Annotated in this window: 19 protein-coding genes; 3 read left to right on the top strand and 16 right to left on the bottom strand. The window is 64.7% G+C overall.

Translation table 11 applies throughout. The features are described 5' to 3' along the window. Positions 1–30: 30 nt before the first annotated feature. The 8 genes from M6689_RS13465 to M6689_RS13500 all read right to left on the bottom strand — a co-directional run bounded on the left by M6689_RS13465 (position 31) and on the right by M6689_RS13500 (position 8,331). Entirely contained in the window at positions 31–1,572 is a 1,542-nt protein-coding gene (locus tag M6689_RS13465) for a multicopper oxidase family protein (RefSeq protein ID WP_298272696.1), read from the bottom strand. A 144-nt stretch (positions 1,573–1,716) separates the two neighbouring features. Further along, positions 1,717–3,054, bottom strand: a complete 1,338-nt coding sequence (locus M6689_RS13470) for a TldD/PmbA family protein (RefSeq protein WP_298272698.1) — start codon at positions 3,052–3,054, stop codon at positions 1,717–1,719. A gap of 75 nt (positions 3,055–3,129) precedes the next feature. Next, positions 3,130–3,582: an N-acetyltransferase gene (locus M6689_RS13475; protein WP_298272700.1), complete on the bottom strand. Its 453-nt coding sequence runs from the start codon at positions 3,580–3,582 to the stop codon at positions 3,130–3,132. Positions 3,583–3,638: 56 nt separating this feature from the next. Continuing rightward, complete coding sequence (locus M6689_RS13480; RefSeq protein ID WP_298272703.1) at positions 3,639–4,559, bottom strand: diguanylate cyclase; 921 nt, start codon at positions 4,557–4,559, stop codon at positions 3,639–3,641. Continuing rightward, complete coding sequence (locus M6689_RS13485; RefSeq protein WP_298272707.1) at positions 4,549–5,403, bottom strand: HDOD domain-containing protein; 855 nt, start codon at positions 5,401–5,403, stop codon at positions 4,549–4,551. The genes M6689_RS13480 and M6689_RS13485 overlap by 11 nt, the downstream gene beginning before the upstream one ends. Next, complete coding sequence (locus M6689_RS13490; RefSeq protein WP_298272710.1) at positions 5,396–5,725, bottom strand: hypothetical protein; 330 nt, start codon at positions 5,723–5,725, stop codon at positions 5,396–5,398. Before M6689_RS13490 ends, M6689_RS13485 begins: the two co-directional genes overlap by 8 nt. A 22-nt stretch (positions 5,726–5,747) precedes the next feature. After that, positions 5,748–7,412, bottom strand: coding sequence for a DNA repair protein RecN (gene recN / locus M6689_RS13495; protein ID WP_298272713.1), 1,665 nt, complete (start codon positions 7,410–7,412; stop codon positions 5,748–5,750). A 64-nt stretch (positions 7,413–7,476) separates the two neighbouring features. Then, entirely contained in the window at positions 7,477–8,331 is an 855-nt protein-coding gene (locus tag M6689_RS13500) for an NAD(+)/NADH kinase (protein ID WP_298272716.1), read from the bottom strand. Between the two features lie 159 nt (positions 8,332–8,490). On the opposite strand from M6689_RS13500, the gene M6689_RS13505 reads away from it, so the two are divergent. Genes M6689_RS13505 through pfkA form a run of 3 tightly spaced genes read left to right on the top strand, consistent with a single transcriptional unit; the run spans position 8,491 to position 13,338 of the window. Further along, complete coding sequence (locus tag M6689_RS13505; RefSeq protein WP_298272718.1) at positions 8,491–11,010, top strand: glycogen/starch/alpha-glucan phosphorylase; 2,520 nt, start codon at positions 8,491–8,493, stop codon at positions 11,008–11,010. Between the two features lie 15 nt (positions 11,011–11,025). Then, entirely contained in the window at positions 11,026–12,342 is a 1,317-nt protein-coding gene (locus M6689_RS13510; protein WP_298272743.1) for a replication-associated recombination protein A, read from the top strand. Between the two features lie 36 nt (positions 12,343–12,378). Continuing rightward, positions 12,379–13,338 (top strand): 6-phosphofructokinase, encoded by a 960-nt coding sequence (gene pfkA / locus M6689_RS13515; RefSeq protein WP_298272720.1) that lies wholly within the window; start codon positions 12,379–12,381, stop codon positions 13,336–13,338. 79 nt (positions 13,339–13,417) lie between these two features. On the opposite strand, the gene M6689_RS13520 is transcribed toward pfkA, so the two are convergent. The 8 genes from M6689_RS13520 to M6689_RS13555 form a co-directional block, all read right to left on the bottom strand. After that, positions 13,418–13,981, bottom strand: a complete 564-nt coding sequence (locus M6689_RS13520; RefSeq protein WP_298272723.1) for a response regulator — start codon at positions 13,979–13,981, stop codon at positions 13,418–13,420. Beyond that, positions 13,978–16,449, bottom strand: coding sequence for an ATPase, T2SS/T4P/T4SS family (locus M6689_RS13525; protein WP_298272727.1), 2,472 nt, complete (start codon positions 16,447–16,449; stop codon positions 13,978–13,980). The genes M6689_RS13520 and M6689_RS13525 overlap by 4 nt, the downstream gene beginning before the upstream one ends. A 1-nt stretch (position 16,450) precedes the next feature. Further along, positions 16,451–17,770, bottom strand: coding sequence for an ATP-binding protein (locus M6689_RS13530; protein ID WP_298272730.1), 1,320 nt, complete (start codon positions 17,768–17,770; stop codon positions 16,451–16,453). Positions 17,771–17,888: 118 nt separating this feature from the next. After that, positions 17,889–18,545: a GTPase domain-containing protein gene (locus M6689_RS13535; RefSeq protein ID WP_298272732.1), complete on the bottom strand. Its 657-nt coding sequence runs from the start codon at positions 18,543–18,545 to the stop codon at positions 17,889–17,891. 4 nt (positions 18,546–18,549) lie between these two features. After that, entirely contained in the window at positions 18,550–19,845 is a 1,296-nt protein-coding gene (locus M6689_RS13540) for an HD domain-containing phosphohydrolase (protein WP_298272734.1), read from the bottom strand. A gap of 9 nt (positions 19,846–19,854) precedes the next feature. Beyond that, positions 19,855–21,165, bottom strand: coding sequence for an HD domain-containing phosphohydrolase (locus tag M6689_RS13545; RefSeq protein ID WP_298272736.1), 1,311 nt, complete (start codon positions 21,163–21,165; stop codon positions 19,855–19,857). Then, positions 21,158–22,147 carry an HD domain-containing phosphohydrolase gene (locus M6689_RS13550; RefSeq protein WP_298272738.1) on the bottom strand — a complete coding sequence of 330 codons (990 nt, stop codon included), beginning with the start codon at positions 22,145–22,147 and terminating at the stop codon, positions 21,158–21,160. The genes M6689_RS13545 and M6689_RS13550 overlap by 8 nt, the downstream gene beginning before the upstream one ends. Beyond that, positions 22,144–22,375, bottom strand: a 232-nt coding sequence (locus M6689_RS13555) for a hypothetical protein (RefSeq protein WP_298272740.1), incomplete at its 5' end; no start/stop codon positions are given. The genes M6689_RS13550 and M6689_RS13555, both read right to left, overlap by 4 nt.

Below are 22,375 nucleotides of genomic sequence, written 5' to 3' on the forward strand. Positions count from 1 at the left end.
CGGCGGTTTCTGTTTTCCCCGGAGATGGAACTACATCATCCCGCCCCCTATCATCCAGACCCCCATCATTCCGATATCCTCGTGCTCGATGATGTGGCAGTGGAACATGGCCGTCCCCCCATAGTCAATGACCGGCACCAGCATCGTCACCTTCCCCCACTTGGGTACGAGGACCGTGTCCTTCCATGCCGGGGCGGTCGTGAGAAACGAGGCGTACCCGGCGTCTCCACCCGTGACGGAGAGGACCTGGCAGGGGTTGACGTGCTGGTGGAACGGGTGGTCCATGCCGCTGCCGTTGGTGATCTCCCAGACCTCGTACGTCCCGAGCTCGGAGTCGATCATAAATGCGTGATCCATCCCCTCGAAGGAGATGCCGTTTATGTACCCGCGCCCCTGCCCCATGCTGAGGGTAAGGGAGCGCTTCGTAAGCGCAGCGGTGTTCATGGCGATGCGCCGGGCATCCGGATTGATGACGGAAGGGATGGCGTCATTCGCGGCGGCGCCGCCGCACTGCATGGTGAGCAAGGTGATGGTCGGGGATGACATCATCCCCTGCCTGGCGTAGGGGAGCGCCAGCAGCCGGTAGGCGCCGGTCCTGGACGTCGCCTTGACGAGGAGATCGACCCGCTCGCCCGGCGAGAGGAGGAACTTCGTGAGGGGATAGGGCCTGTCGAGAAGCCCCCCCTCGGTCCCGATGACCTGGAACGTGTGCCCTTCGAGGGAGAGATGGTAGAACCGGGCGTTGCTCGCGTTCACGATCCGCCAGCGCTGCACCTGCCCCGGCCGGATCGGGAGGACCGGGTTCACCTGGCCGTTCACCATGACGGTGTTTCCCTCCTTGCCGTGCATGTAGTCCATCATGGAGGTGTACGGCGCGGGGGCAGCGCCGGAGAGGGTGATGTCCTTCAGGATGAGAAGCTTCTCGTCGAAGCCGGAGAGAAGGGGTGTCTCGTCCTCGATGACGAGGGCGCCGGCCATCCCGCCCCAGTACTGCTCGGCCACGTTCCCGTGGAGGTGGGGGTGGTAGAAGTTGAGGGTCCCCGCCTCCTGCTTCATGAGGTCGTACTCGTAGAGCCCATCCCCTCCCGGCATGAACATGCGCATCATGTTGTCGGATATCCCGGCGGGGGAGACATGGAGACCGTGGGTGTGGAGATTGGTTATGCTCCGGTCGTGGCCGAGGATGTTGGTGCCGAGGTCGGGCAGGTTGTTTTGGAAGTGGATGCGGAGGAGATCGCCCCGGCGCGCCCGGATGGTGGGGGCGGGGTAGCTGCCGTTGTAAGTGAGGAGCGTCGCCGTAGTGCCGTTGACGGAAACCGGGGCCGGCTTCGCCTCCAGTGCCACCTCGACGATCCCCGGGGTGCTGCTCAGGTTCACCATTTCCGGCGGCTCCCGGAAAGGCGCGCCCGGCGGCGGGTTGATGGTGCCGCTCCCCGAACCTCCCATGCCGCCGCCTCCCATCCCCCCCATCATGGCCGCGCGGGCAAGGCCGCCGCCGAACGTCACCGCCCCCGCGGTGCCGATGGCCGATCCGACTATGAACTCTCTTCTGCTAATTTTTTTCCCCGCCATAATTTCCCCCTTTTATCTTCGTGAACAAAGTTCAATTATACACGCTAAATTTTTGCGGGCAACGCGGGGGAAACAGAAAAGCCGCCCGGCGGCATGGGCGGCCGGGCGGCTTCGATCGAAAGGAATCCGGGAGGTTGCGGCTCGTTACTCCCCGCTCACATCGAGGGCGGCGATCCTGAGCGACGGCGCCCCCACGGTACCGTAGAACCGTAGATCGTTGCCGACCGCCTCCACCCCCCGGAAGAGGTCGAGGATGTTCCCGGCGATGGCGACCCCCTTGACGGGACGGGTGATCCGGCCGTCCTCCACGAGGAAGCCGGCGGCCCCCACGGAGAAGTCGCCGGAGATGGGGTTGGCGGTATGCATCCCCATGACGTCGGTGACGAGCATCCCCCTGCCGATGCCGGCGCAGAGACCGTCGAACGGCACCGTCCCGTTCTCGATGAAGAGGTTGGATATCCCCATGTGCGGCGGCGACTTGATCCCGCCGCGGGTGGCGTTGCCGGTGGAGGCGACCCCCTCTTTCCGGGCACGGAGGGTGTCGTAGAGGAAGCCCAGGAGCACCCCTTCCTCCACCAGGATGGTGTTGCGCTTGGGGACCCCTTCGGCGTCGAAGGGGGCGGTGCCGGCGCCGCCGGGGAGGGTGCCGTCGTCGCGGATGCGGAGCAGCGGCGCGAAGAGCCGTTCCCCCTTCTTCCCGGCCAGGAGCGATTTTCCCTTCTGGACGTTCTCGGCCAGAAACGCCGGGGCGAGCACCTCCAGGATCTCGGAGGCGACGTAGCTGTCGAGGACCGCCGGACAGCGCATGGTGGGGATCTTCCCCGCCCCGAGGAGTCCCGTCGCCTTGGCCGCCGCCCTCGCGGCGATCGGCTCCACAGCCAGGTCGGCAAACCGGTTGCGGAAGTCGAAATCCCACCCCATCTGGGACTGGCCCTCCTCCTCGGCAATGGCCGAAACACTCGCCGAGACCGAGGTCCCCCGGTAGGTAGCGTCCACGCCGAGGGAGTTGACGATCCGCGTCTCCACCGTCGACTCGCTGTAGGCGGCCTTGCGGACCCTCTTCATCCGGGGGTCGGCCTCCAGGACGAGCCGTTCCAGCGTCAGGGCGCGCCCCACCTTTTCACCTTCGGCAACACCGGCAAGCTCCCCGTCGAAGAGGCCGGGGATGTCGGGATAGCTAGCCGGGCCGGGGAACCCGTGGTGCTCGTCCGGGGTCTGGGCCCCGGCTCCCACCAGGGCGTTCTCCACCATGCGGGAAAGGTCGGCGTCATCCATGCTGGTGGAGAAGGAGAACCCCATCCCGCCCCCCTTCAGGACCCGGATGCTCACCCCCACCGGCTCAGCGCACTTGAACGAGTCGACCTTCTGCTCCTTCACCTCGATACTGAGCGTGCGCGACGCCGCCACGGTTATCTCCCACCCGTCCAGCGGGCGGGACTCCAGGAGGGCTCTGACGGCTTCGATTATCTCATTAGTTTTCATGGGGACACCTGTAGGGACGATCCTTGTGATCGCCCATTTTTATGGGCGGATACGAGATTCGCCCTACGGAAATCATCAATCCAGCTCCAGGATCATGGCGATTTCGTCGCAGTCGGGAAACTTCACGCACTTCATGCAGTCGCCCCAGACCTTGTGGGGGAGCTCCGACTTGTCGACGATCCGCATCCCGAATTTCGCAAAAAAATCCGGTTTGTAGGTGAGGCAGAAGACCCGCTTGAGCCCCAGGGAGCGGGCCTCGTCGATGCACGCCCGCACGACCGTGGTCCCGACCCCCCGGCGCCCCGCCTCCTCGGCCACCGCCACGGAGCGGATCTCCGCCAGGTCCTCCCACATGATGTGGAGGGCCGCCGTACCGAGTAGCCGCCCCTCCTCTTCCCAGACGTAGAAATCGCGGATCGATTCGTAGAGCTCGGAGAGGGAGCGGGAGAGCATGTCTCCCCGGCTGGCAAAGTGGGTGAGGAGCTTCTGGATCTCCTTGACGTCGCGTATCTGGGCCTTGCGAAGCATTGCGAACGGTCTCCTTCCGTGGGGGGTCCTGACAGCGGGGGGAATTTTGGCTGGGCCTACCGGCGGCGGCGATCGACGACGTAGCAGCTCTGGGGCGACTGTTTGGCGAGCTTCTTGAGCTCAGCCGCCACCTCGGCCACCTTGGCGTAATGCTCGATCTTCGGGAAATCGGTCGGGACGATGGCGATGGCGACACCCATGAGGGGGACCTTTTCCTCGTTCCCCTTCCGGTCGTGGGCCACGAAAAAGCCGCTGAGCTTCTCCCCCTCGTCGAAGAGCTCGGAGGCGACCGCGGTGAAGTTGTCGATGATCCGCTGCGCCACCCCCTCCGCCTGTTCCTCCGGGACGATGAAGACGAAGTCGTCGCCGCCGATGTGACCGGCAAACCCCTCACCCGCCTCCTTCACCGCGTTGGACATGATCCGGGCAAGCATCCGGAGCACCTCGTCGCCGTGAACGAAGCCGTAGACGTCATTGTACTGTTTGAAGTGGTTGATGTCCAGGTAGCAGACCGCCATCGGCTTCCCCACCGCCTGCTCGATGGCCCGCTGGATCGAGGTGTTCCCCGGGAGCCGCGTCAGGGGGTTGTTGTCGAAGACCCGCCGCAGCCGCCGGAGCGAAAGCGCAATCCGGGCGAAGAGCTCCCGGGCGTTCAGGGGGAGCCCCACGTAGTCGTCGAGGGGATACTCCTCCCAGTCGAACGCCTCGGCAAACGGCTCGGGGATCATGCCGATGACCGGAATGGTGCTGAAAAAGAAATCCTCCTTGAGACTGCGGATCACCCCGAGGAGCGTCTCGTCCGGCGCCGAGAGATCAACGAGCACCACGTCGGGGGGATCGGAGTAGATGAGCCCCATGACGCTTGCCGGGGTGGTAACGGTAACCACCTGGTACCCCTTGCTCTGGAGGCGGAGCCCGACGTTGCCGTCCACCCCCCGTTCCTCCGCCACGATGATGATCCGCAAACTATTCCCCATCGGCCGACTGTATCTCCAGGCTGAAATTCCTCGTCTCCACGAGCTTCTCCTCGAACTCTTCCACGATCGCTGCCAGCCCCTCCTCGGTGAGGCCGAGCCGCTCCCACGCCACCGGCTGGATGCGGGGGACGTACTCGTCGCCGCTGAAGCCGAAGCCGCTCGCCTTCACGAGCACGTCGGCCAGATGCACCGCCGCGGCCTTCATCTGGTGGGTGGTGGCGCGGGCCACGTCGTGATGGCATGCCACCGGCTCGATCAGCTTGTCGGGGAGATGCCAGCTCCGCACCAGCCACTCCCCCACCTCGGCGTGGTCGGTGCCTAGGTGCTCCCGTTCCGCCTCCAGCATCGTCAGGTTGCGTTCCTTCATGATCCGGACGACGTCATCGTAGTCGCCGGGACATTTCTCCTTGACGATCACCTTGCCGATGTCGTGGAGAAGGGCCGCCGTGGAGATCTCCTCCACCTCGGGGAGCTTCAGGTGCCGGGCGATGACGTTGGCCGCCACCCCGGCCCCCAGGGAATGCTCCCAGAGCCCGACGATGCTCTTCCCCATGATCTCGAAGATGGAGGAACTGAGGGCCAGGCCCTTGATGACGTTCACCCCGAGGAGGATCAGGGCATTGGAGATGGTGGAGACCCGGTAGAATCCGTAGGAGGGCGAATTGACGAGCCGCAGCACCCGGGCCGAGAGGATCTGGTCGGAAGAGACGAGGCGCGCCATCTCCTCGATGGTCGAGCGGCGGCTCTCCGACAGGGCCTGCAGCCGCGACACCACGCCGGGGAGGGTCGGCAGGGAGCTTGTCTCCCGGATGATCTCGAAGATATGGGTACGCTTATCAGTCACTCCCGCCTCCCTGGGAACGGATGATGATGGCGCGGTATATCTCCTTGAGGCGCTGCATCAGGGGAATCGACTCCACTCTGCTGAACCGGCGGTCCAGGCCGGCCAGCAGTTCGTCGACCCCCTTCTCCCCTTCCGGAGCAGCCACCGGCTGTCCCTCCACCGTGAGTGTCTTGATCCCCAGGTTCCGGAGCCGCTCGATGAGAGGGAAGGTCAGGACCGTCCCCTTGCCGCAGATGGGGGGTCCCTGGGGATTGTCGGCACGCTTCACCGCGCGGGCAAGGACCATCTCGGGCTCGACAAGGGCTATGGGAATGGTCTGCATCGCGCGTACTCCTCGTGAAAATTCAGGCCTTTCGGCCCTCTTCGATCATTTCGCGGGCATGCTCCCGGGTCCGGTCGGTGATGATGACCCCCCCCAGCATCCGGGCCATTTCGGCCACCCGCTCCTCACCTGCCAACACCGTGACGGCGGTGGCGGTACGCCCCTCCACCACCCGTTTCTCGACCTTGTAGTGGTGATCGGCGAAGGCCGCCACTTGGGGGAGATGGGTGATGCAGAGCACCTGCTGCCCGCGGCTCACCCGCTTGAGCTTTTCGCCGACGAGCGCCGAGGTGGCGCCGCCGATGCCGGTGTCGACCTCGTCGAAGATGAGGGTCGGCACGTCGCTCTCGGGGAGGACCTGCTTGAGCGCCAGCATGAGGCGCGACAGCTCCCCCCCGGAGGCGATGCGCGAAAGGGGCTTGGGGGTCTCTCCGGGGTTGGGGGAGAAGAGAAACTCCACCCGTTCCATCCCCGTGGCCCGGGGCTCCGGATATTCATCGAAGGAGGCCTCGAACACGGCGTGCTTCATGGCGAGCTGGTGAATCTCCCGCTCCATGGCCCTCTTGAGCTCCCGGGCCGCCGCGCGGCGCCTCGCCGAGATCTCCTTCCCCTTCTCCACGAGCTCGGTCTTCAGCCGCCCGAGGGCGGCATCGAGCTCCCCCCTGGTCCGTTCGCGGTTGGCGAGGAGGTCGAGTTCCCGGGCCACCTCCTCGCCGCAGGCGATGATCCCCTTCACCGTGGGGGCGTACTTTTTCTTCAGGCGGCGGATCAGGTCGAGCCGTTCCTCCACCCGCTCCAAACGTGCCGGATCGGCCTCCACCCGGGCGGCGTAATCGCGCAGCGTCAGGGCCGCATCCTCAAGCTGTGCCGCCGAAGACTCCAGGGTTTCGTACAGCGGCACCAGCGTTGCATCCACGGAAATTATGCCGGCAATCCTTGTCCTTACTTCGGCCAGCCGATCCAGGATCGCCCCGTCACCGCCATAGAGCGCATAGAAGGACTCCTGGCTGGTGCGCAGGAGCTTCTCGCCATGGACGAGGAGGCTTCGCTCCCGCTCAAGCTCTTCGTCCTCGCCGGGGGAAAGGGCCGCCGACCGGATCTCCTCCGCCTGGAACGACAGCAAGTCGAGCTTCCGGGCCACCTCCCGCTCCCCCTCCTCCAGCTCCCTGATCCGGGCCTCGGTCGCCCGGTACTCCTCGAAGAGGGCGGCGTAGGCGCCGCGCAGCGGCTGGAGCCCCGCGAAACCGTCCAGGAGCGTCAGGTGGTTCTCGGGTCTGAGGAGTGTCTGGGACTCGTGCTGACCGTAGATGTTGATCAGGTCCCGGGCGATTTCCGAAAGGATGCCGAGGGTCGAAAGCCCGCCTCCCACGAAGACCCGGTTTCTTCCGGAGCGGGATACGACCCGCTTCACGAGGAGCTCCCCCCCGCACTCGATCCCCATCTCCTCCAGCCGCACGGAGAGCGGCGAATCGGGAAGGAGCTGAAAGATCGCCTCCACGGTCGCCTCCTCCTCACCGGTGCGGACCAGGTCGGCCGACGCGCGCCCCCCCATGATGAGGTTCACCGCGTCGATGATGATCGACTTTCCCGCCCCCGTCTCCCCGGTCAGAATGGTGAACCCGTCGCGGAACGGAACGTGGAGGGAATCGATGATGGCGAGATTTCTGATGGAAAGGTCTATGAGCATGATAAAGCCGGGACTGGGGACTCGGGACTGGTAAAGGCTTTCACCAATCCCGAGTCCCGAGCACCTATCTTTCCCCCCACTTCAGCTTCGTGCGCAGCACCTCGAAGTAGTCCTTGCTCCCCGACATCACGAGCCGCGTCCGGTGCTCGGCCCGCCGCACCCGGACGATGTCGCCGCATTTCAGCTCCACCCCCACCTGGCCGTCGAGGGTCAGGAAGACGTCCTCGTGCTTGGAGATGAGCCGCACGGTCACCTCCGCATCGGCCTCCAGGACAATGGGACGGTTGGTGAGGGTATGGGGACAGATGGGGGTGATGGTCAGGCATTCGAGGGCCGGGTGGACGATGGGGCCGTTGGCGGAGAGGCAGTAGCCGGTGGAGCCGGTGGGGCTCGATATGATGAGGCCGTCGGCCTTGTAGGTGGTGAGGTAGCGGTCGTTGACCAGGGTCTCAATGTCGACGATCCGGGCCAGCGCCCCCTTGTTGATCACGACGTCGTTCAACACCCGGTGGCAGGAGTTTTCCCTCCCCTCCCGTTCGACGGCGGCGCGAAGCATCATCCGCTCCGAGACCCGGAAGTCGCCGCGCAGGCACGATTCGAGGGCGGGATAGAGTTCGTCGAGGGTGACTTCCGTCAGAAAGCCGAGGCTTCCGAGATTGACCCCCAGGATCGGAATCTCCCGGGCTCCGATGAGCCGCGCCGCCGAGATGAGGGTGCCGTCGCCGCCGAGCACCACCGCCATGTCGGCCAGGGCCGGGATCTCTTCGGCGGCAATCCCCTGCCTCCCCCCCATATGGCGGGCGAGGTGCGCCTCCACGAGCGGCACCAGTCCGCGCCCTTCCAGCCAGGTGATCAGCTCGTCGGCAACCCCCCGGCAGCGGGGGTCGTGGACCTTGGCGAAGATGGCGATTTTTTTCATCGTCCCGGCCTTTTGAATGTGGTATAAGAATGAAATTTACTAACACAGTTCAGGGGGATATGTCCAATGGAAATTCCCCCGCCCGGCGGGCTCCGGTCCCATTGCCAGCACGGCGTTTCGGGCCCCTCCGGCACCCCTCTTTCCCACGAAGGTGACCCCATGAATGATGAGACGATCCCCAACGCTCCCGTTTCCGCCGAACTCGACGCCCTGATGCTCATCATAAAGTCGTTCCTCGAACACCTGGAGTACACCCTCGGCAAGGACAAGTACTCCGCCACCCGCCACGACATCTTCAACGCCCTCTCCTATGCCGTGCGCGACCGGCTGGTTGAGCGGTGGCTCGACACCCAGCAGACCTACTACAACGAGGACCCGAAGCGGATCTACTACGTCTCCATGGAGTTCCTGATGGGACGGACCCTGGAGAACAGCCTCGTGAACCTAGGGCTCCTCGAACAATTCCGCGAGGCGATGACCTCCCTGGGGTACGACCTGGACCAGCTGATCGAGCAGGAACAGGACGCGGGGCTCGGCAACGGCGGTCTCGGGCGGCTGGCCGCCTGCTTCCTCGACTCCATGGCCACCATGGGGATTCCCGGGTACGGGTACGGCATCCGCTACGAGTACGGCATCTTTCGCCAGAGCATCGCCGACGGCGCCCAGGTGGAGATTCCCGACAACTGGCTCCGTTACCGCAACCCCTGGGAGCTCGACCGTCAGGAGCATCTCCACCCGGTGAAGTTCTACGGCCGGGTCGTGGAGCGCCGGGATGCCGAGGGGAAACCGGTCTTCGACTGGGTCGACACCGAAGACGTCATGGCCATGGCCTACGACACCCCCATCCCCGGCTTCGCGACCAACACCGTCAACACCATGCGGCTCTGGACCGCCAAGTCGACCCGGGAGTTCGACCTCGCCTTCTTCAACGAGGGGAACTACATCCGGGCCGTCGAGAAGAAGATGGTCACCGAGAACATCTCCAAGGTCCTCTACCCCGCCGACAACGTGCCGGAGGGGAGGGAACTGCGCTTCAAGCAGGAGTACTTTCTCGCCTGCGCCACGGTCTACGACGTCATCTACCGCTTCCGCAAGAACCACGACGACCTGCGCCTCCTCCCGACCAAGGTGGCGATCCAGCTGAACGACACCCACCCCGCCCTCTGCATCCCGGAGATGATGCGGCTGCTGCTCGACCACTACCACCTCGACTGGGACGCCGCCTGGGAGATCACCACCAACACGTTCGCCTACACCAACCACACCATCCTCCCCGAGGCGCTGGAGAAATGGCCGGTCTGGTTCTTCGAGCATATCCTGCCGCGACACATCCAGATCATCTACGAGATCAACGACCGGTTCCTGGCGGAGGTCCGCAGGCGGTTCCCCGGCGACACCGGCAGGCTCCAGCGGATGTCCCTCATCGAAGAGCACTGGGAGCGCAAGGTGCGGATGGCCAACCTCGCCATCATCGGGAGCCATTCGGTGAACGGCGTGGCGGCGCTCCACACCGAGATCCTCAAGGAGAGCGTCTTCCGCGACTTCCACGAGATGTTCCCCGAACGCTTCAACAACAAGACCAACGGCATCACCCAGCGCCGCTGGCTCAAGTGCGCGAACCCCGGCCAGGCGGCGCTCATCGGCGACACCATCGGCGAGGGGTGGACAAAAGACCTCTACGAGCTCGCCAGGCTCCGCGACCATGCCGCCGACCCCGCCTTCGTGGCTCAATGGCGCCGGGTGAAGCGGGAGAACAAGGAGCGGCTCGCCCGCTACATCCTCGACCACAACTGCGTGACGGTGAGCGTCGACTCCCTTTTCGACTGCCAGGTGAAGCGGCTCCACGAGTACAAGCGGCAGCTCCTCAACGTCCTCCACGTCGTCACCCTCTACAACCGGATCAAGGCGAACCCCGCCGGCGACTTCGTCCCCCGCACCGTCATCTTCAGCGGCAAGGCGGCCCCCGCCTACTTCATCGCCAAGCTGATCATCCGGCTCATCAACGCCGTGGGAGACGCGGTCAACAACGACCCCGACGTCGGCGACCGCCTGAAAGTCGTCTTCCTCGCCAACTACAGCGTCTCCCTGGCGGAAAAGATCTTCCCCGCCGCCGACCTCTCGGAGCAGATCTCCACCGCCGGCACCGAGGCATCGGGAACGGGAAACATGAAGTTCGCCCTCAACGGGGCGCTGACCATCGGCACCCTGGACGGCGCCAACATCGAGATCATGGAAGAGGTGGGACGCGACAACATCTTCATCTTCGGGATGAATGCCGCCGAGGTGGAGGGGCTGCGCCGAAAGGGGTACAATCCCCGCGACTGGTACGGCCGCAACGCGGAGCTCAGGAAGGTCCTCGACATGATCGCCGAGGGGCACTTCTCCCCCGGCAACCGCGACCTCTTCCGCCCCATCGTCGACACCCTCCTCAACCAGGGGGACTACTACATGCTCCTTGCCGACTACGCCTCCTACATCGCCGCCCAGGAGGAGGTGAGCCGCCTCTACCTGAACCAGGACGAGTGGGCCCGCAAGGCGATCCTCAACTGCGCGGGAATGGGGAAATTCTCCAGCGACCGGACCATCGCCGACTACGCGCGCGAGATTTGGGGGGTGGAGCCGATGGAGATCCGCCCCGTCCTCGAGTTCCGCCAGCGCGACGGCGTGCCGGAGAGCTGAGCGGCCGCCCCGATGATGGACCTCTTCGACACCAGCACCACCGCAGCTTCGGCCAAGGACGCGCCCCTCGCCGAGCGGATGCGCCCGAAAACCCTCGACGAGTTCATGGGGCAGACGCACCTGCTGGGGGAAGGGAAGCTCCTGCGCCGTCTCATCGAGTCGGACACCCTCACCTCGCTCATCTTCTGGGGCCCCCCCGGCTCCGGCAAGACGACCCTCGCCCGGATCATCGCCAACGCCACCAAGTCCCACTTCATCTTCTTCTCCGCCATCCTCTCGGGGGTGAAGGAGATCCGCGAGATCGTCAAGGAGGCCGAGGAGGAGAGGAAATACCGGGGACTCAACACCATCCTCTTCGTCGACGAGATCCACCGCTTCAACAAGAGCCAGCAGGACGCCTTCCTCCCTTACGTGGAGAAGGGGACCTTCACCATCATCGGCGCCACCACGGAGAACCCCTCCTTCGAGGTGGTGGCGCCGCTCCTCTCCCGCTGCAAGGTCCTCGTCCTCACCCCCCTCTCCCCCGAAGAGATCGAGGCGATCCTGCGCCATGCCCTGGAGGACCGGGAGCAGGGACTGGGGAGCGCCGGCCTTGCGGCCACCGACGAGGCGATCGCCTTCATGGCCGAGCAGGCCGGGGGGGACGGGCGGGTGGCCCTCAATACCCTGGAGACGGCGGCGCGGCTGGCAAAGAACGGCGCCATCGACCTCGACGCCGTCCGGGAAGCGCTGCAGAAAAAGCCCCTTCTCTACGACAAGGGAGGAGAGGAGCACTACAACGTCATCTCCGCCTTCATCAAGTCGATGCGGGGGAGCGACCCCGACGGCGCCCTCTACTGGCTCGCCCGGATGATCGAGGCGGGGGAGGACCCGCTCTTCATCCTCCGGCGGATGGTGATCCTGGCCAGCGAGGATATCGGTAACGCCGACCCCCGGGCGCTCCAGGTGGCGGTGGCGGCGCTGCAGGGGTTCCAGCTCGTGGGGCTCCCGGAGGGGCGGATCATCATGGCCCAGGCGGTGACCTATCTCGCCACGGCCCCCAAGTCCAACGCCTCCTACGCCGGCATCAACGCCGCCCAGGGGGAGGTGAGAAAGAGCGGCGCCCTCCCCGTGCCGATGCACGTCCGCAACGCCCCGACGAGGCTCATGAAGGAACTCGGCTACGGCAAGGGATACCGCTATGCCCACGACTACGAGGAAGGATACGCGCCCCAGGACTACCTGCCGGAGAAGCTGAAGGGTGAGCGGTTCTACGAGCCGACCGAGCGGGGGTACGAGAAGACGATCAGGGAGCGGATGGAGTGGCTTCGAGGCAAGAAAGAAACGGAATGACGAGTTCTGTATGACCTATAAGTTGAAGGAGGAACCATGAAGAAGATCGGGATTCTGACAAGCGGCGGCGACTGTTCCGGCATGAACGCCGCTATTCGTGCGGCGGCCCGGACGGCAATCCGGATGAACATCGAAATGGTCGGTTTCCGCAAGGGATACCTGGGGCTCATGAAGGGGGACTGCCTCACCCTGGACAACAAGGCGGTATCCGGTATCCTTCACCGGGGGGGGACCTTCCTCCAGTCGGCGCGCTCCCCCGAATTCCGCACTCCCGAGGGGCAGCAGCAGGCCCTCGCCATCCTGAAAGAGCTCGGCATCGAGGGGCTCGTGGTGCTGGGGGGCGACGGCTCCCTCACGGGGGCGCTGGCGCTGCACCGGCTCGGCTTCCCCGTGGTCGGCATCCCCGCCAGCATCGACAACGACATCCCCTGCACCGACATGGCCATCGGCGTCGACACCGCCCTCAACAACATCATCTACTCCGTCGACTGCATCAAGGACACCGCCAGCTCCCATGCCCGGGCCTTCGTCATCGAGGTGATGGGGCGCAACTCCGGCTACCTCGCCTCCATCGCCGCCATCGCCACCGGGGCCGAATACGCCCTGGTCCCCGAACGCGAATACGATCTGGCCGAGATCTGCCGCCAGCTCCGCGCCCGTTATGAAGAGGGGCGGGACAACGCCATCATCATCGTTGCCGAAGGGGCGGGACATGCCCAGGATGTGGCCGACAGCATCAAGGACGCCATCGGCTTCGAGACGCGGGTGACGGTGCTGGGCCACTACCAGCGGGGCGGGGCACCCACCGTTTTCGACCGGCTCCTGGCGAGCCGCTTCGGCAAGAAGGCGGTGGAGCTCCTCGTTTCGGGGACCGACGGGGTCATGGTCGGGCTCGCCTGCAACTCGATGACAGCCGCCCCGCTGGAGGACGTGATCAAGGGGGAAAAACGCCCCCAGGACGAGGTGCTGCGGCTGGCGGAGGTGCTAGGGATATAACAACAAGGTGAGACGTAAGACGTGAGAAGTGAGAGGGAAAAAACCAGCTTCACACGTCTCACTTCTCACGTCTCACGTCTCACTTCCTGCCAAGACTCTCGTTGCATTTCTCGATGATCTTGTTGAGGTCCTCATCGGACACATTCGGGAGGATCAGCGTTCCCGTTTCGTCTTTCTCCACATCGGTGATCCCCGGGTACTTCAGCTCCAGGGCGCTCAGCTCCTGGTACTGGCGCTTCACCGTGCTCAACAGGCGCCGGTTCTCCTCTTCGAGCGCGAACTTGTCGAACGCGGAGCGCAGCGCCAGTCTCAATTCCAGGTCGTTCCACGGCTTGGTGAAAAAGCGGTAGATCTCCCCCTGGTTCACCGCCTTCATGGTGGCATCGACAGATGCGTGGCCGGTAAGCATGATCCTGATGGTCTCGGGGTATCGCTCCCTTACGGCGGCAAGAAATCCGGCCCCGTCCATCCCCGGCATCCTCTCATCGGACACCACCACCCCGATCCGGTGCTCGGCGCACACCGCCAGCCCCTCCGGACCGCTCCCCGCGGTCAATATCTCGTACGGCTCCTCCGCAAGCGCCCGCCGGAGAGCCTGAATAACATTGGGCTCGTCATCCACCAGCAGCAGAGTCTTTTTCATACTTCCTCCGTCAGCGTCATGTATTCCTGCACCCTCTCCACCCCGCAGAAGGGGCAGACCGCCCACTCCTCCTCCAGCGGCATCTTGCACCCCTTGCAGCAGTTGCTCTTGAAGGTGCCGCACCAGGGGCAGAAGAGAAACTTGGCGTCAACCATCTTGCCGCAGCTCGGGCATCCCCGCTCGTAGACAATCTGGGGGCCGATCACCCGCAGCAGCTCCTCCAGGGTCGTGTGTCCGAGCCGCACCTTCTCGATCCCGTCCTCGATCAGGGTCCTCATGCCGTTGGCGCGCGCCATCTCGAAGAGCTCCGACTCCCGGTATTGACTGCTGATGAAGTGGCGGAAGTCGTCGTTCATGACGAAGAGCTCGAAGACCCCGATCCTTTCCCGATACCCGGTCTTGTTGCACTTGTCGCACCCTTTCCCCTGGTATACGCTCCCCTTGAGGTAATCGCGGGGGATTCTCAGCAGTTCCATGAGGTCCCGGTCGGGGGGGACGGGAACCTTGCACGAGTCGCACACCCGGCGGACCAGTCTCTGGGCAAGAATCCCCTCCAGGGCCGAGGCGAGGATGTACGGCTTGATCCCCATATCCATGAGGCGGGTGATGGAGGCGACGGCGCTGTTGGTGTGGAGGGTGGAGAGGACCATGTGGCCGGTGAGCGACGCCTTGAACGCCACGTCGGCGGTCTCGAAGTCGCGGATCTCCCCCACCATGATCACGTCCGGGTCCTGGCGGAGCGTGGAACGGAGCACCTGAGCAAAGGAGAGGCCGATCTTCTCCCGCACCGCCACCTGGCTCGCCTCCTCCAGAAAATACTCCACCGGCTCCTCGATGGTCTCGAAGTTCTTGTTGCTGTCCATCATGGCGGACAGCAGCGAGTAGAGCATGGTGGTCTTGCCGCTCCCGGTGGGGCCGGTGGCGATGATGACCCCCTGGGGCTTCTTGCTGAGGACGGTGAGCTTTCGCATGTCGGCGGGGAGCACCCCGAGCTCGTCCAGCCCCTTGATGGAGGCGCTCTTGTCGAGGATCCGCATGACCACCTTCTCGCCGTTCAGGGTGGGGAGGGTCGAGACCCGCATGTCGACGATCCTCGTTCCCGTCTTGACCGTGATGCGGCCGTCCTGGGGCTTGCGCCGTTCGGAGATGTCCATCTTGGCGAGGATCTTCACCCGCGAGATAACCGCCGCGTGGATATCGGAGGGGACCTTGATCTTTGCGTGGAGCAGCCCGTCGATCCGGTAGCGGACCACGGTACACTTGGTCTTCGGCTCGATGTGGATGTCGCTCGCCCGGTAGCGGACCGCCTCGGAGATGACGGCGTTGACGATCCTGATGATCGGGGGGACCTTCGACGAGCCGATCAGCTCGTCGACGCTCACCTCGTTCTCATCGTCCTCGATGACGATGTCGATCTCGTCCAAGGGCTCCAGCTCGCCGTACTCGTCGAGCTCCTCCCCGGCGGAAACGGCGATGGCCGATGACGCCTCGCCGTAAATCCGGGCGAGTTGCGCCTGGATCTCGGAACTCGTGGAGAGGAGCGGGACCACCTTGAGTCCCAGGACCCGGGAGATGTTGTCGATCTTGAAGATGTCGGAGGGGTCGGCCATGGCGATGGTGAGGCGGTTGCCGTCCAGCCTGACCGGAATGAGGCGGTGCTTCTCGCACATGTCGCGGGGGAGACACTTCACCACCCCGGGGGTGAGGCTCGCCTCCCGCAGGTCGACGAACTCGATGCCGAGATGGTTCTGCAGGGCCTTCAGGATCTTCGCCTCGGTGCAGACGTTCCCCCGCACCAGGGCGTCGACGAGGAGCTCCCCCCCCTTCTTCCCCTGGAGGACGGCGGCGAAGTCGTCCTTGCGGATCACCCCCGCCTCGGTCAGGATGCTCCCGAGCATCGACTTGTCCTCGTCGAAGAGCCCGGCGAAGTTCCTGATCTTCGACTGCTGCGCCCTGGCGATCTCCTTGAGCTTCTTGTTCTCCTGGATGAGGGCGTACTGCTGCAGCGCGAGGCTCACGGTGAGCCGCAGATCCTCGTCGTTCCACGGCTTGGTGATGAACTTGAAGACCGCCCCTTCCTTCACCGCCCCCATGATCGACTGGACATCGGCGTAGCCGGTCAGCATGATCCGGATGGTGTCGGGCCACCGCTGCTTGATCTCCTTCAGGAGCTGGGCGCCGGTCATCCCCGGCATCCGGTGGTCGGAGACCACCAGGTGCACCGCCTGCTTCCCCAAGATGGCCAGGGCCTTTTCGGCCGATTCGGCGGTGAGGATCGCGTAGTTCTCGTCGATGAAGATGCGCCGCAGCGCCCTCAGGACCCCTTCCTCGTCGTCGACAAAGAGAAGCGTGAACCGGCTCTCGGTCTCGCTGTACTCCACCAGAGTGGCGTCGTCATCGGACGGAAGCGGCTGCGACGGCTCCTCGCCCGCGGCAACGGTCTTGAAGAGTTCCGAGAACTTCGACATGCTATCTCCCTGAGACCGGAAGCCTCACCACGAACGACGCCCCCCCTTCGGGGGAGTTTCCCGCCTCCACCGTGCCGCCGTGGGCGGTCACGACATCGTAGACCACCGCAAGCCCCATCCCCATCCCCTGCCCCACCGGTCTGGTGGTGAAGAATGGCTCGAAGACGCGGAGCAGAAACTCCTGCGGAATGCCGGGGCCGTTGTCGGCAAAGGTAATGACGATGGCATCCCCCGAAAGCTCGGTCCGGATGACGATCCTGAGCCCTGCACCCCTTGCCTGGCAGGCATTCACGATAATGTTCAGGAACACCTGGCAGAGCTCCCCCGCACGGCAGGAAAAGCCGGGCAAGGGGCCATACTCCCTGACGATCTCAGTCCCCGGCGGGATCTCGTGGACCAGCACGGCGAGGGTCCGGTCGATCTCGGCGTTCAGGTCCGTCACCGTCTCCCCCAGGTCGTCGATGTGCGAGAACCCCTTCAGATCGGCCACGATCTTCTTCACCCGCTCCGCCCCCCCGAGGCTCTGGGAGACCAATTCGTCCACGTCGGCGAGAACCATGTCGAGCTTCAGTTGGCGCCATTTCTCGGAAAAGCGCTCTTTCTCCACCCCCCCCTGCCCCCCGGCGAAGAGGTCGCGGGAGAACTGGAGCATCTCGATGAAGCGGGCCAGGTACTTTTGCATCGTATGGATGTTGCTCGTCACGAACCCCATGGGGTTGTTGATCTCGTGGGCGATGCCGGCCGCCAGTTGCCCCACCGAGGCCAGCTTCTCCTGCTGCAGAAGCCGCGCCAGGGCCTTCTTCAGCTCCGCCGTCCGCTCCTCCACCTTGATCTCCAGGCTCTCCGCCAGCTCCCGGTACCGCGCCTCCGAGGCGGCCAGCTTCCGGTTGGTCTCCAGAAGCTCCTCGTAGGACTGGTTGACCACGGTCGTGTGGATCTCGGTGGTGAGCATCCTCTTGAGGTTCGAGCCGACCAGAAGATTCACCGCGGCGGTCAGCATGACCGCGATCCCCTTCAGGAACTCCTCCCGCCCCTGCTCCCCCTTGACGAGGACCGATCCCACCGGCTCCCCCTCCAGGAGGATCGCGGGCCCCCTGAGGCCCGCGGAGCCCCCCTGCTCACCGGCGTCCGGTGCGGCATGGGACCAGAGGATCGCCCCCTCGGTGTCGGCCAGGGCGGCGGCAAAGGCGCCGGCCCGCACCGCCCCCCTGAGAAGCGGAAGCACCTCGCCCTCGGAGATGACGTCCCTGAGGCCCCGTTCCTCGCCAACCACGAATTGGAGGCGATTGGCTGATGCGTTCGATATCTGTCGATCTTCCACGATAGGTCTCTTTCAATTGCCATGTAGGGGCAAACCTTGTGTTTGCCCTTTTCGGCGCATGCGAGGAAACGGGCGATCACAAGGATCGCCCCTACGGATGCCATGCTGAGGATCGGGATTACGATCCCTCAACCGACGTCATCTTCCGCACGAAGCTCGCCGCGTCCAGCCCGTGCTCCTCCAGGAGCCGGTACTTCCGGTCGATGGCGGCGTAGGTGAGCTCCAGGAGCTTCGTGAAGGTCTCCACCACCCCCCACCCCTCCAGGGCCGATGCGCTCGCCACCGGGATCCCGGTCGGCCCCCAGACCCGAGCGATCTCCTCTTCGCTCACCACGTTCTTCAGGTCCCTCTTGTTGAACTGCACCACCAGGGGAACCTTCTCGATGTCGATCCCGACGAAGGCGAGGTTCTTCTCCAGGTTGTCGAAGCTCTCGAAATTGTTGGCCGCCTCGGCGAGCTGGGAGTCGGCCACGAAGACCACCCCGTCCGCCCGCTGGAGGACCGCCTTGCGCGTGGCGTCATGGCGCACCTGCCCCGGCACCGTGTAGACCTTCACCTTGATCTTCAGGCCGCTGGGGGCGACGAGGAAAAAGGGGAGGAGGTCGAAGAAGATGGTCCGGTCATCGGTGGTGTCGAGGACCATGAGGTCGCCGCGCCCCTCCTGGGTGATCAGGTCGTGGAGCTTGAGCAGATTGGTGGTCTTTCCCGACATGGCCGGGCCGTAGTAGACCAGCTTCAGGACCATCCGCTTCTGTTCGGCGTCGTACTCGATCACGGTCTCACCCCTTTGTGAAAACCCGCACGCCCCCCTTGGGGGGATCGAGCTGATAGTAGCGCAGGATGGCCTGGATCTTCATCCGGTCGAGGGTCACGCCCCGGTTCAGGAGGAGAAGGCCGGTGCCGCTCACCACATCCCGGGCAAGGACCATCCCGGTCAGGAGCTCCTCGGGAGGGAGCTCCCGCTCCACCAGGGAACTCCTGGGCCTGAGGTCGGCGTAGAGGGTCCGGACCGGCTTGACTACGTGCCTGAAGAGGTCCGGATCGAACCTCTTCCCCAGCTCTCCCTCCAGCGCCTTGAGGCACACCTCGGCGCCTCCCTCTTCCCCGCGGGCCATGGTACGGTCGGCGAAGTCGGCCAGGGCGATGATGCGCGAGCCGAGGGGGATATTACCGCCGGCCAGGGCGTCGGGGAAACCGCCGCCGTCGAACCGTTCGTGATGGTGACGGATGAAGAGGCCCGCTCCCCGCAGGTCCTCCACGCTGTCCAGGGCCGTCTGCCCCCTGACCGGGTGCTGCCGGTACTCCTCGACCCCCTCCCCTTCCCCGGAGGAGAAATCGAAGCCGAGATGGCCGTCGGACATGCCGATCTTTCCGATGTCGTGCAGAAGCGCCGCCACCCTGACGGTCTCCACCTCCTCGGGGGGGAGCCCCAGATTGAGGGCCGCCCCGGCGGCAAGCGCCGCCACGTTGCCGGCATGGTCGCGGCTCTCCCGGTCCCGCAGCTCCAGAAGCTTCGCAAAGGATTGGATGACGCCGCGGTAGTTCTTGCCGAGACGGTCGTTGAGAAGGTGCAGCTCCTCATTGTTCTTCCTGATCTGGGCCGTCTGGGCCATGACCCGCTCCCGGAGGCTCTCGTTCCACTGCCGGAGCTCGTCGGCCAGCCGCCGGTTCTCGACGACCAGGGTGTAACGGGCAACCCCGTCGCGGATGATCTGGAGCAGCTCGTCGTTCTCGAACGGCTTGGAGATGTAGCGGCTCGCGCTCCCCCGGTTTATGGCGTCGATGGCCGCCGTTATGTCGGCGTAACCGGTAAGGAGCATCCTGATCGCGTCGGGCGCGATTTCCCGCGCCCGGAAGAGGAACTCGGTCCCCGCCATGCCGGGCATCCGCTGGTCGGAGACGATCACCCCCACGCCGGTTACAGTTTCGAGGACCCGGACCCCCTCCTCGCCGCTCCCCGCGGTGAGGACCTCGAACTCCTCGTCCCGGAAGAGCCGGCCCAGGGAGTGGAGGATATACTCCTCGTCGTCGACGAAGAGCACCTTCATGGTGTCTGTGTTACGGCAATCGCTCACGGTCTCCCCTCAGTATTCCACGAAAATCCCGTGGGGCGGCGGATCGATGCGGTAGTAGCGGCGGATCGCCTCGATCTTTACCGCGTCGAGCCGCACCCCCCGGTTGAGGAGGAGCAGACCCGTGCCGCTATAGAGGTCGCGGGAGAGCACCTGACCGACCGTCAATTCGGTCAGCCCGATCTCCGTCTCGCCAAGCTTCTTGATCCCGGTTTCCCTGACGTAGTAGAGGTACTTGGCGAATTTGCACAACGGTTTGTAGAGCGATGGATCCAGCCGCTTGCCGAGCTCGGCGGAGACGCTGCGCAACCCGAATTCGATGGCGGTGGAACCGTGCAGTTTCTGCATGATCCGGTCGAGGAAGTCGGCCATGGCAATGATGCGGGCCCCGAGGGGGATCGCCTCCCCCTTGAGACCGTCCGGAAAGCCGCTTCCGTCGAAGTGCTCGTGGTGGTGGCGGATCAGCTCGCCCGCTTCGCGCAGCTCCTCGATGGTGGCTATGGCCGTCTGCCCTCTCACGGCATGGAGCATGTACTCCTTCAGTTCACCGGCATTCATCTCGAGGGGATCTTTTCTCAGCAGCTCGCTCGATGTCCCCAGTTCCCCGATGTCGTGGAGAAGGGCCGCATTGTGCACCGTCTCCACCTCTTCGGCGGAAAGGCCCAGCGCCTGGGCCATGTTCATGGCCAGCTTGGCGACGGTATCCGCATGCTGCTTCTTGCCGCCGAGCTCGATCAGCCGCGAAAAGGCCGTGACCGTCTCCTTGAAGTTCGTCCGCAGCCTCTCGTTGTACGCCTGCAGCGCCTCCTGCTTCTTCCGCAGCTCTACGGTCTGCTCCAGGACCCGCTGCTTCAGGTTCGTATTCCACTCCCGCAGCTCCTCGTTCTGGCGGCTGACTATGGCGGCAAGGCGCCGGTTCTCCTGGACGAGCCGGTACTGGCGCACCGCGTCGCGGATCGTCTGGACGAGCTCGTCCTCGTTCCACGGCTTGGTGATGTAACGGTACGCCCCGCCACGGTTGATGGCGTCCACGGTGGCGGATATGTCGGCGTAGCCGGTCAGCATGATCCGCAGGGCATCGGGAACCATCTCCTTCGCCTGCTCCAGGAACTGGACCCCGGTGACCCCCGGCATCCGCTGGTCGGAGACGATGAGCCCCACGCTATCGTTCGCCAGCAGAAGCTTCAGCCCCTCTTCGGCGGAAGAGGCGGTGAGGATCTCGAAATCCTCATCCATCAGCAGCCGCTGGAGGGCCTTCAGTATGTTTTCCTCGTCATCGACGAAGAGCACCCGGACCGGTGCACTCTCGCACAGTTCATCCATGGGATTCTTTCCCTCCTGATGTATCTTTCGGCAGAAGTCCCCTTTTCTTGAGCGAGGCGATGAATGCATCCACCAGCGCCGGGTCGAGGGGCCCCCCTTTCATCGATTCAAGGATCTCGACCCCCCTCTGCCACGAGAAGGCCCGACGGTACGGGCGCTCGGAGGTCAGGGCGTCGTAGACGTCGGCCACCGAGGCAATGCGGGCTGCCAGGGGGATCGCCTCGCCGGCGAGGCCGTCCGGGTACCCCTGGCCGTCGAAGCGCTCGTGGTGGTGAAGGACGATATCGACCACCGTCTGGGAAAGGCGGGCCTGGCGGACGACATCCGCTCCCCACGACGGGTGCTTCTTGATCGTATCGAAGTCGTTGTGGGAGAGGGGGCCGCCAAAGGAGAGGATCGCCTCGGGGACGCCAATCTTGCCGCAGTCATGGAGCCAGCTACCGTAACGGATATCCTTGCACTGGGAGGGGGAAAGCCCGAGCTCGCCGGCGATCATCAGGGCATAGGAGGCGACCCGCGCGCAGTGTCCCCTGGTGTAAGGGTCCTTGAGCTCGATGGTCTGGGCGAGGGATTCGAGAATTGCATCGTCCTCCCGGGCGAGGGCCGCCAGGGTCCGGTAGCGGGCAAGGGCCTGGCCGACGACCGCCACCAGTTCGTCGTTCTCCCACGGCTTCACCACGAACCGGTAGACCTCCCCACGGTTGATCGCCTCCAGGGTGGTGGAGAGGTCGGCGTATGCCGTCATCAGGACCTTCACCGTCCGGGGAGCAACCGTCTTCAGCTCCGACAGGAGCTCGATCCCCCTTTTCCCGGGCATCTGGTTGTCGGAGACCACGACCGCGACCTCCTCCCGCTGGAAGATCCCCAGCGCCTCGGCGGCAGAAGCGGCCCGCAGGATCGGCATCCCCTTTTCGGCGAAGAGCCGCTCCACGGCGTTGAGGATATGCTCCTCGTCGTCCACGAAAAGGATCTTCTCTTTCATTCGCACCCCTCCCCGTCGAAGACGACGATGATCCCCTCCTGATCCCCCGTCTTCAGATAGACCCCCCGGGTATGCACCCGCGCCCCCCCGACCGGCACCCGGCAGAGGGAGGTCTTCTTCTCCGCGCCCTCATCGACGAAAGCACGTATTTCCGGCGGGAGGACCTCCCCGGCCCCGCAGCCGATGATCTCCTCGCAAGCGACTCCCAGCAGACGCGCCGCATTCCGG

The sequence above is a fragment of the Geobacter sp. genome (genome assembly GCF_027327745.1).
Classification (GTDB): domain Bacteria; phylum Desulfobacterota; class Desulfuromonadia; order Geobacterales; family Geobacteraceae; genus Geobacter.